Raw genomic sequence first — 8,749 nt, 5'->3', positions numbered from 1 at the left:
CCCGCCTACGGCGCGACGGCGGGGACCGGCCCGGCCGCCGCCCCGCCGGAGAAGTGCCCCGCCTCCGGGGCCGTGGTGACCATGGGGGAGGTGCTGACCGCGATGATGAGCCGTGCGGTCGCCCTGACCCTGACCAACTGCGGCTCGAAGCCCTACCGGGTCGACGGCTACCCCTCGGTCCAGGCGCTCGGTGAGGACGGCGAACGCCTCCCCGTGAAGGTCAACCCGGCCGGTTCGCAGTTCGGCCGCGACCGGGGCCCCGAGGCGCTCACCCTGAAGCCGGGCGGCACCGCGCGGTCGATGCTCGCCTGGGTCTCCACCCAGGAGGGCGGCGAGCTCGTCATGGCCGACGCCCTGGAGCTGGCCGCCGCCCCCGACGCGGGGGCGCGGGTCCACCCCCTGGAGGGGCACGACATCCGGTACATGGACGAGCTGAACATCACGGCCTGGCGGGCCGAGCTGCCCGAGTGACCGGCCGGTGCGGGGTCGGCCCGGCGGTCAGCCGTCGCCCACCGGCACGGTGTGGGTGACCCAGCCCGTGCCGGGAGGCCCCTCCGGCAGCACGTGCAGCAGAAAGGCCGCCGGCTCGTCGGGATAGCCGGGCACGCCCTCGCGCAGCGCCAGCCCGCTCTGCCGGTACGTACTCGGCGCGACGGCCACCGTGCTGCCCGCGAAGCCCACCGTGACCGGGCGGTGCACATGGCCCGCCAGCACCCGCACGACCCGGGGGTGTGCGGCGACCACCTCCGCCAGCGCGGGGCCGTCCGCCAGGCGCATCGCGTCCAGGAACGGAATGCCGACCGGAACCGGCGGATGGTGCAGACAGACGAGGGCCGGTACGCCGGGGCGCCGGGAGAGTTCCCGGTCCAGCAGGGACAACTGCTCGGGACCCAGCCGGCCGCCCGGCGCACCGGCGACCCACGAGTCCAGGACCACCACGGTGAACGCCGGGTGCTCCACCGCGTACGACGTCAGCGTCCCCCCGCCCAGGAAGCGCGTCCCGCCGAACGCGTCCACGAGAGCCTCCGGCACGTCGTGGTTGCCCGTCACCAGAAGCAGCGGCAGCGGGAACGCGCCGACCTCCTCGCGCAGGGCCGCGTACTCATCCGGCTCCCCGCGCTCGGTGAGATCACCGGTGATCACGACGCAGTCCGGGGGCGGGTCCAGGGCGAGCACCCGGCGCAGGGCGGCCCGCAACCCGGTGGCGGGGGCCGCCGCCCCCGGACCGGTCGTGAGGTGCGGGTCGCTCAGATGCGCCACGGAGAGGGTCATGCCCCCACCCTTCCCCGGCCCCTCCGGCCGCACCCGGGACCGCTCACGCCCTGAGCGAACGGGCGCGGCGCCGTCCGGGGACACGGCCTTGACCTCGACCGGACTTGAGGTGCCACGGTGGTGGACGCGACGCACCGACCGGCGCGCGTGACGAGGGGAACACCGCCATGACCACGCACTTCACCGACCGTCCCGACCCGGCCCGCACCGACGCCCGGATCGCCAAGGCCAGCACCTGGAACGTCGGCACACCGCAGCGGCAGCGAGAGGCCGTCGACGCCATCCGGAAGGCCTGGGAGAGCCGGGAGTGGCCGCATCCCGGGCTGCTCTCCTACAGCGTCTACGCAGGGGAGGACGGCGCGACCCTGCTCCACTACTCCCAGTGGGCCGGCGAACAGGCCTACCAGGACTTCGTGCGACAGGGGCGCGACATCCGCAACGCCGAGATCGACGCCGCCGTCCCCGGTGCCGAACGCCTCGCACTGCACACCTACGAGCTGTACCGCTCCGGCCTCCGGGCCGAGGGCGACACCCGGGAGACCGGCTGCCTCGTCATCGTGGACGTCGAGTTCGACGGGCCCGACCCCGCCCGGCAACGCGACTGGGTGGACAGCGTGTTCCGGGCGCTCGGCGAGGAGGCGGAGCTGCCCGCCGGCGGCATCGCCGCACACTTCCACGTCAGCACCGACGGCACCCGGGTCCTCAACTACGCCGAGTGGGAGAGCGCCGAGCACCACATCGCGGCCCTCGCCGCACCCGGAGAGGGCGTCGGCTCCCCGTCCCCGCTCTGGGAACGCGTCCAGAAGTACCCGGGCATGACCGGCGGCGGCGTGCACCGCTACACCCCCGCGCTCAGCATGGAACCGGGCGCGGGCGGGTGAGGGGGCGCGGCGGGCGTCATGTGGCGAAGCGGCGGGCGGTACGCGGCGCTTTGCGTCTAGGCTTGGGCGGCTGAACCGCGTACGCACTCCGTATGCCCCGAGCACGCACCGAGGAGAACCCCCGATGTCCGCAGAGCGCCCCTCCCTGCCGCCGGTGCGGCTGAACACCGAGGCCGAACTGGCACGGGACGCGCTCGCCGCTCCGCTGTTCGTCCGCGCCGTCGGGCTCGCCCGCTGGGCGGGCCCGGACACCCGGGTCGGGGCCGGCGGAGAACTGGTCGAGGACCAGCTTCCCGCGGCCGCCGAGCACCTCGCCCTCCCGGCGGACGAGGACGGCGCCGCGTACGCCAGCGAGGCCTGGCGGCTCGCCGTGGACACCGGCCTCCTCGACGTCACCGACCCCGAGGAGGGCGAGGGCGACGAGGGCACGGACGGCGAGGGCGAGGGCACCGTCACCACGGGCGAGAACCTGGCCCTGCTCACCGGCGGCTCCCCGCAGGACGTCCTGTCCATCTGGCTCGACGGCCTCGACGCCGTGCACGCCGACGCCACCGCGCCCGTCCTGGACGACTTCGCGGACCTCGTCGGCGAGGACGGCTCGATCGACTTCGACGCCCTGGACTGGGACCCGGAGGCCGAGGCGGAGTTCCTCGACGGCGTCCTCGGCAACCTCTACCTGCTCACCCTCGCGGACCATGGCGCGGGCGAAGGACCGGTCCCGCTGCCCGCCCTCGCCGCGTCGATGATCGTCCCCGACGACATGGGCGAGCCGACCGACGACATCCTGGAGCAGGTGTCCGAGGCGATGATGCGCCTCGACGACCAGTTCCGGCTCCTCGAACCCATCGGAATCGTCGAATACCGCCCGGTCGACGAGGCGTTGCTGGTCGAGGAGGGCGAAGCCGCGGACGCCTCCGCCGCCGGGGCCGACGACGAGGACGTCACCCGGTACGGCATGGTCAAGCTCACCCCTCTCGGCCTGTACGGGATCCGGGCCCGGATGCTGGAGGCCGGAGTGGACGCCCCCGCCGTCGGCGACCTCGCGGGCAAGGGCGCCGACGCCCTCCTCGACGGCATCGCCCACTACCCGGAGTCCGCCGCCCGCGCCGAGGTCACGCTCTGGCTGGCGGGATACGGCGCGGAGGGCGCGGTGGCCGCGGCGGCCGAGCTGCTGGCCGCCGCGCGCGGCACGGACGAGGGCGCGCCACTGCGCCGCCTCCACTGCCAGCAGGCCCTCGCCCTGGCCGGCCCCGAGGCGGAGCCCGCCGTACGCGCGGTGCTCGGCGACCCGGAGCTGGGCGGCCTGGCCCGCGTCTGGCTCGCGGAGCGCGGCGCCGCCGACGTGCCCGCCCCGCCGGAGGACATGATCTTCTGGCTGGCCATCGACACGATCGCCGCCCAACTGGACGCGGACGGCGAGCTGGACGAGCTCCAGGGCCTGGTCGAGGGGCTCTCCGCGCAGCACAGCGGCTTCTTCGACGAGGTCTGGCGCGTCGACCACCCGGCCACCGCCGATGTGCTGGAGGCCATGGGGCGGCTGCACAGCGACAAGAAGGCGGCCAAGGAAGCCCGCAAGGCGGCGTTCAAGGCCCGCTCGCGCGCCGGCGGTTGAGGGGCAATCGCACGCGGTGCAGCGCTCAACCGAAGAACTCTGCTCTTACCAAGCAGCCGTCAGTAGTTCGCGGCATCAGGAGCCCCGCACCGGCGCGGCCGTGTGGTTGTACGCCCGTACCGCCTTCGTGCCGATGCGGGCGTACCAGCCGGACGGGTCCGCGGCGAGGTCCCGGACGTCGGTGACCTCCCAACCGCGCTGCACCGCACCACGGTTCACGTCCAGGGCCCGGCACAGCTCACCCGTGGCCGCGTACACCGTGCCCCCGGCCACCACCGGGGGCACCTGGCCGACCCCGCCGAGCGTGGCCGCCCAGCGCTCCTCGCCGCTGCGGAGGTCGAGGCACTGGAGGACCCCCGCCCGCGCCCAGTGGAGCAGCGCTCCGCCGGACGTCACCGGGGCCCGGACGCCGCCCGTGCCCGCGGGCCAGCTGGTGTCCAGCCCCACCGTCCCCGCCGACCAGAGCGACCGGCCGGTGGTGGGCCCGTAGGCGTGGACCCGGCCCCCGGTGGTCAGCAGCACCGTGGAGCCGACGGCGGCCAGCGCGCTGGAACCGGAACTCGGCCCGTCCTTCAGTGTGCCGGTGGCCAGGCGGCCGCCGTCGCGCGCCCGGAGGAAGTGCAGGGCGCCGCCGAGGCCGAGCAGGACGAAACAGCCCGCCCCCGGGACCGCCGCCAGAGCGGCCACCGGACCCTCGAACCCCTCGTACGCCCACCGGAGTTCACCGCTGACCGCGTCGACGCACCGGATGTTCTCACCGCCCTCGTCGGCCAGCAGCACCGACCGGTCCAGCACGGCGGGCGGCCGGACCTCCGCCGTGGCCCCGGTCCAGCGCCGCGCACCGGTGCGCAGGTCCACGGCGTTCAGCGTCGGTGCGTCGCCGTCCGCCGCGAAACCGGAGACCAGCACCCCCGAGGCGACGGCGAACCACAGCGGGGCCGGGCGCTCCGCGGGCGTGCCGAGTGGTTCGCCCGTCGCCAGATCGACGGCGGCCAGGCCCACATCGGCCGCCGCCAGCACCGAACCGGACACCCCCCACCGCGTCGGGGAGTTCTCCTCGGCGTCGGCCAGCCACCGGCGCCCGGCGTCACGGACCCGCCGCGCGGTGACGTATCCGCCGCTGCTGCCCGCCTCCCCGATATCGGGTACGGCGACGCCGTGCACCAGCAGGGAACTCCCGGCCGACCGCAGCGCGTCCACGGTGGTGCTGTCGAACGCGGGGGCCAGGGTCCAGCGCAGGGCGCCCTGCCGGGCGCTCCCCGGCCGGATCCTCAAGGGATCCTCGACCCGCTCCTTCCGCCCGCCGCCCCCGCTCCGGATGATCGCGTAGGTGAAGAGCGAGGCGAGCCCGCCTCCCCCGGCCAGCAGCAGACCGCGCCGGGTGAGCTCTCCGCGCCGGGCCGCCGGGCTCCTCACCACGGGCGGCGGTGGCAGGGCGGACAGCGGGCGGGTGCGGGCCGCCCCCGGTGCCGGGGCGGTCCGGGTGGCCCCCCGCGGACCGGGTGCCGGGGCGGGCTCCTCGACGGGCTGCTCGGCCGCTCCGCCCAGGACCAGCGTGCGCAGCGGCTCCGCGCGCCACCACAGCGCCGGATGCGGATCCGTGGTGGCCCGCAGGACCTGGTCCACGGTCGGACGCAGGCCGGGATCCTTCTCCAGGCAGGCCGTCACCACCTCCCGTACCCCGTCGGGTACGCCGGTGAGATCCGGGTCCTCGTGGACGGCCCGGTAGAGCAGCACCGCCGGGGTCGCCGAGCCGAACGGGCTGCCTCCGGTGGCGGCGAACACCAGCACCGCCCCGAGCGCGAACACATCGGCCGCCCCGGTCACAGCCGCCCCGGTCACTACCCCCCGTGACTCCGCGCCCCGTGACTCCGCCTCCGGGGACTCCGCGCCTCCGGTGACCATGGCCCCGGTGATCTGCTCCGGGGCGATGAACCCCGGGGTACCGACGACGTCGCCGGCCCCGGTCAGCCCGTGGTCGCTGATCGCGCGGGCGATCCCGAAGTCGATGACCCGGGGCCCGTCAGCGGTGATCAGCACGTTCGACGGCTTGAGGTCGCGGTGGACGAGCCCCGCCCGGTGGACGGCCTCCAGCGCCTCGGCGAGGGCCGCGCCCAGGGACCGTACGGCGGAGGGCGCCAGCGGTCCGGTCGCCGCCACCGCGTGCCGCAGCGTGACGCCCGGCAGATACGCGGTGGCGAGCCAGGGCCGGGACGACTCCGGGTCGGCGTCGAGCACCGCCGCCGTGTGCGCCCCGGTCACCGCGCGGGCGGCGGCCGCCTCGCGGCGGAACCGCTCACGGAAGTGCGGGTCGGCCGCCAGGTGTTCGTGCACCGTCTTCACCGCGACGGTCAGCCCGCCGGGCGTCCGGCCCAGATAGACGGTGCCCATGCCGCCCGCCCCGAGCCGGCCCAGCAGCCGTACGGAGCCGAGCCGTTCGGGATCGCCCGGAAGCAGGGGGCCGGTCATCCGGACTCCGGTCCGGTGAACGTCAGGACGGTCCCGCCGGCACAGACGTGGAGGAGACCCCCGCCGGCGGCGGCGAGGAAGGGCCCGTCCGCCTCGACGGGGACCGACCACAGCCGGCGCTCGCGGACGGCGTCGAGGGCGTGCACCCCCCAGAACGCGCCTTCCCCGGACGCCTCCTCGCGGCCCGGCTCCGGCCCGGTGGCGTACAGAGCGCCGTCCGCCACCAGCGGCGGCCCGTCGTCGGTGCCCCCGCCGTCGTCGGAGGCGAGCCGCCCGACGTCCGGGCGCCTCCAGCGGACCCGCCCGCTCCGGGCGTCGAGCGCGGTGACCCCGCCCGCCGTCGCGGCGTGCACCACGCCACCGGTCGCCGCGGGCGTGATCGTGGCCGACCCTTCGAGCGTCCGCTGCCAGGAGGTGCGCCGGGCCGCCAGATCGACCGCGACGACCCGGCTGCCGCGCGCGTAGTACCGGGTGCCGGAGGCGCCGGGGTGGGCGTGCGGATACGGGGCGCCGCCCGGTATCTCCGGCTCCGGCCGCGGTGCCGCCCCGGAGGTCCGCAGCACGAACAACGGTTCCTCGGCGGGAGCCCCGGAACGGGTCGGGAGGCGGAGCCCGACGGCCAGCCGGCCGCCCGCCGCGTCGATACCGGTCACCGCGGCCCGCGTCCCCTCGTGGAACCAGAGGGCCTCTCCCGTACGGGAGTCGAACCCGTAGGCGCGCCAGGGACGATCACCCAGGGAGCGCTTCGACCACAGGGAGGCGTCGGAGGCGTAGGAGACCAGGGCAATCGTCCCGCCGTCGACGGCGAGGAACGCCGACTGGCCGTCGGGGGCGGCGGACGTCCGGGCACCGGGCGGCCGGTCCGGGAGGACCGACCAGCGCCGGTTGCCCGTCCGGGCGTCGAGGGCGAGGAGTTCCGGTACGAAGAGCAGCCCGGAGAGCAGCAGGTGCACCTGGTCCCCGAGCGGCCGGACAGCCGTGACGTCCCGCGCCGGGTACCGCCAGCGCACCGCACCGGTGGCCGCGTCGAGCGCGGTCACCGCGGCCGCGTCCGTGACGAGGAGCGTGCCGCCGTGGCGCAGCACCCGGCTGGAGGGGCCGAGGCCGACGACGGTCCTGGTCCACAGCAGACGTCCCCGGGCCCAGCGGGTCCTCGGCGCCGGCGAGGCTCCCCGGTCGCCGGTCGGGTCGTCCTTCTCGGTGCGCCGGAGCAGAGCCGCGCCGCCGAGAAGACCCCCTCCCGTCAGGAGCGCGGCCCCGCCGAACGCGAGCAGCCGCCGCCTGGCCGGACCCCGGCCCGGCTCACCGTCGTACGGGACGGCGTCCCGCGGCGCGACCACGGGAGGGGTCCGGTACGGGACGGCGTCCGCCGGGGTGCGCGTGGTTCCGGTGGGGGCGGGTACGGCGTCGGCCGGAGCGGTACCGGCGTCCGCCGCGTCGGCCGGAGTGCCGGCCTCGGGCGCGTCGCCCGCCCCGGCCGGGGTGCCCGCGCCGTCCCGGCTGCCGCCCGCGGCGTCCGCCACCAGCGCAGCGACCCTGTTCTCGTGGTCGCGGACCAGGCCGGCCACCGGGTCCCGCTCCCACCACGCGTCGGCCGGGGACCGCTCCGCGCACCAGTCCAGCACCTCGGCCACCGTGGGACGCCCGGCCGGGTCGCCCGTCAGACAGGAGGCGAGGAACGCGCGCCACTCGCCGGTCGGGGCCCCGTCCAGATCGGCCCCGCCCCGCATCGTCCGGTACAGCACCTGGTGCGCGGGGCCCGAGCCGAAGGGCGGTCGGCCCGTCGCCATCCGGGCGAGCAGCGCCGCGAGGGCGAACACATCGGCGGCGGGGGACGGCTCATCGTCGGCCGTCAGCAGTTCCGGGGCGATGAACCCGGGCGATCCGATGACCTCCCCGGTGCCCGTGAGGGTCTCGTCGGCCGCCCGCCGGGCGATGCCGAAGTCCAGGACCTTCGGGCCGCCCCGGGTGAGCACCACGTTCGACGGCTTCAGATCACGGTGGACCAGCCCGGCCCGGTGGATGCTCGCCAGCGCCTCCGCGAGCGCCGCCCCCAGCCCGGCCAGCGGCCCCGCGCCCAGCGGCCCGAGCGCCCCGGCGGTCTCGGTGAGCGTCGGCCCCGCACAGAACTCGGTCGCCAGCCACGGCCGTACGGCGTCGGGGCCGGCGTCCAGCACCGCGGCGGTGGACGGACCGGAGACCGCCCGCGCGGCGAGCGTCTCGCGCCGGAACCTCTCCCGGAACCGCGGGTCGGCGGCGAGGTCTTCATGGACGGTCTTCACCGCCGCGAGCCGCCCCGACGCCGTCCGGGCCAGATGGACTCGACCCATGCCGCCCTCGCCGAGCAGCGCCACGATCCGGTACCCCGCGACCCGCTCCATGCCGTGCGTCCCCCTCGTGTTGTCGGGCCGGGGCGATCACCGCGGGCCCCTCCTGTGCGACGCCCGTGCCCACCGGTTCGGTTGCGTCCCCGGGGGCCCGTCGCCCACTCTCCGGGCAGGGGCAGGGGCAGGGG

General features: G+C 76.4%; 6 protein-coding genes. 3 read left to right on the top strand and 3 right to left on the bottom strand.

Annotated elements, in window-relative coordinates:
* Positions 1–471, top strand: a 471-nt coding sequence (locus tag HET64_RS32530) for a DUF4232 domain-containing protein (protein WP_251146196.1), incomplete at its 5' end; no start/stop codon positions are given.
* 27 nt (positions 472–498) lie between these two features.
* On the opposite strand, the gene HET64_RS32525 is transcribed toward HET64_RS32530, so the two are convergent.
* Positions 499–1,272 (bottom strand): phosphodiesterase, encoded by a 774-nt coding sequence (locus tag HET64_RS32525; RefSeq protein ID WP_215110748.1) that lies wholly within the window; start codon positions 1,270–1,272, stop codon positions 499–501.
* Positions 1,273–1,439: 167 nt separating this feature from the next.
* Here HET64_RS32525 and HET64_RS32520 point away from each other — a divergent pair, with 167 nt between their 5' ends.
* Positions 1,440–2,153, top strand: coding sequence for an antibiotic biosynthesis monooxygenase (locus HET64_RS32520; RefSeq protein ID WP_215110747.1), 714 nt, complete (start codon positions 1,440–1,442; stop codon positions 2,151–2,153).
* Positions 2,154–2,277: 124 nt separating this feature from the next.
* Positions 2,278–3,765, top strand: coding sequence for a hypothetical protein (locus HET64_RS32515; RefSeq protein ID WP_215110746.1), 1,488 nt, complete (start codon positions 2,278–2,280; stop codon positions 3,763–3,765).
* 75 nt (positions 3,766–3,840) lie between these two features.
* Here the strand turns inward: HET64_RS32515 and HET64_RS32510 are convergent, their stop codons facing one another.
* Both HET64_RS32510 and HET64_RS32505 read right to left on the bottom strand, forming a co-directional pair.
* Entirely contained in the window at positions 3,841–6,234 is a 2,394-nt protein-coding gene (locus HET64_RS32510; protein WP_215110745.1) for a protein kinase, read from the bottom strand.
* Positions 6,231–8,615: a PQQ-binding-like beta-propeller repeat protein gene (locus HET64_RS32505; RefSeq protein ID WP_215110744.1), complete on the bottom strand. Its 2,385-nt coding sequence runs from the start codon at positions 8,613–8,615 to the stop codon at positions 6,231–6,233. Before HET64_RS32505 ends, HET64_RS32510 begins: the two co-directional genes overlap by 4 nt.
* Between the last annotated feature and the right edge of the window lie 134 nt (positions 8,616–8,749).

Source organism: Streptomyces sp. McG3 (assembly GCF_018619185.1).
GTDB lineage: Bacteria > Actinomycetota > Actinomycetes > Streptomycetales > Streptomycetaceae > Streptomyces.
Note: the sequence above shows the minus strand (reverse complement) of the source record. Positions and strands in the feature narration are given on the sequence as shown.

Bases quoted from the DNA above. Each gene is read 5' to 3' on its own strand.
- HET64_RS32515 (WP_215110746.1), top strand. From the start codon at position 2,278: ATGTCCGCAGAGCGCCCCTCCCTGCCGCCGGTGCGGCTGAACACCGAG.
- HET64_RS32505 (WP_215110744.1), bottom strand. From the start codon at position 8,615: ATGGAGCGGGTCGCGGGGTACCGGATCGTGGCGCTGCTCGGCGAGGGC.
- HET64_RS32525 (WP_215110748.1), bottom strand. From the start codon at position 1,272: ATGACCCTCTCCGTGGCGCATCTGAGCGACCCGCACCTCACGACCGGT.
- HET64_RS32520 (WP_215110747.1), top strand. From the start codon at position 1,440: ATGACCACGCACTTCACCGACCGTCCCGACCCGGCCCGCACCGACGCC.
- HET64_RS32510 (WP_215110745.1), bottom strand. From the start codon at position 6,234: ATGACCGGCCCCCTGCTTCCGGGCGATCCCGAACGGCTCGGCTCCGTA.